General features: G+C 38.3%; 1 protein-coding gene. It reads right to left on the bottom strand.

The window, feature by feature from the left end:
• On the bottom strand, positions 1 to 1,165 hold a 1,165-nt coding region (locus tag O9295_RS17225), incomplete at its 3' end, for an RNA-guided endonuclease InsQ/TnpB family protein (RefSeq protein ID WP_288034099.1).
• Positions 1,166 to 1,173: the final 8 nt, after the last annotated feature.

The raw sequence follows: 1,173 nt of genomic DNA, 5'->3' as shown, positions 1-1,173 counted from the left end.
ACAGAATTGCTTCTGAAAAAGTAGAGGTATTCTCTCCCCAAGCGTTTATTGGATCGAGCCCAAAGGTTCCGGTATGCCCTACCGTACTTAGTCCCCTTTTAAGGATGTTGATTGCGGCGTTTTCATCCCTATCCAAAACACATCCACATTTGCACTGATGGGTTCTAGTCGATAAAGATTTTTTGACAGTTTCACCACAGTTTGAACAGTTTTGGCTTGTATAATTCGGTGAGACAGCAATCGTTATCTTGCCGAATTTAACCCCAAAATACTCTATCCATTCCCGAAACTGATACCAGGCCGCATCATTTATCGATTTAGCTAGACAATGATTCTTGACTAAGTTCTTAACTCTTAAATCCTCGTAGGCTATCACATCATTAGAGTGAACTACGCACCTTGCTAATTTCACAGCAAAGTCTTGACGTTGCCTATTTACTTTAAGGTGAGCTTTAGCTAATCTTTGTCTAGCTTTTTGACGATTTTTACTTCCCTTTTTCTTTTTAGATAATCGCCTTTGAAGTCGTTTTAATCGTTTCTCAGACTTTCTCAAGAATTGAGGATTATCAACCTTGTCGCCATTGTGATCTGTATAGAAAGAAGCCAAACCTACATCTAAGCCAATACACTTACCTGATGGTTTAACATCTTCTTTAACGTCACAAGAAAGGACAAATTGACAATAATAACCGTCCGCTCTCCGAATCAACCTAACCCGTTTAATATCGGATTCTTGAAAGTACCCTAAATCCCAAGTTCCTACCAACTTAAGAACACCAATGTTTTTCTTGTCAGTGAACTTAACAGTTTTAGGGCTAAGAAGCTTCCATCCTGATTGTTTGTATTCAACAGAGCGAGATTTTTTAAATTGAGGATACCCCTTTTTGCCTGATACTTTACGTTTACAGTTGTCGTAAAAACGACTAATTGAACTCCAAGCACGTTCAGCACTTGCCTGTCTAGCAGTTGAATTAAGTTCATCGGCAAATTTAAAGTCCTGAGCTAATTCTTGAGAATATCGGTATAAATCGTTCTTACCCGTACCTTTTGTATCCATCCATAACCTTACACATTTGTTACGGATGAATTGAGCAGTACGAATAGCATCGTCTATGGCTTGATACTGTTGAGTTTTAGCTTTAACTTTAAACTCTAAGACAAACATTTTACGCA

It is taken from the genome of Microcystis sp. LE18-22.4A, from assembly GCF_027531105.1.
GTDB classification, from domain to species: Bacteria; Cyanobacteriota; Cyanobacteriia; order Cyanobacteriales; family Microcystaceae; genus Microcystis; species Microcystis aeruginosa.
Note: the sequence above shows the minus strand (reverse complement) of the source record. Positions and strands in the feature narration are given on the sequence as shown.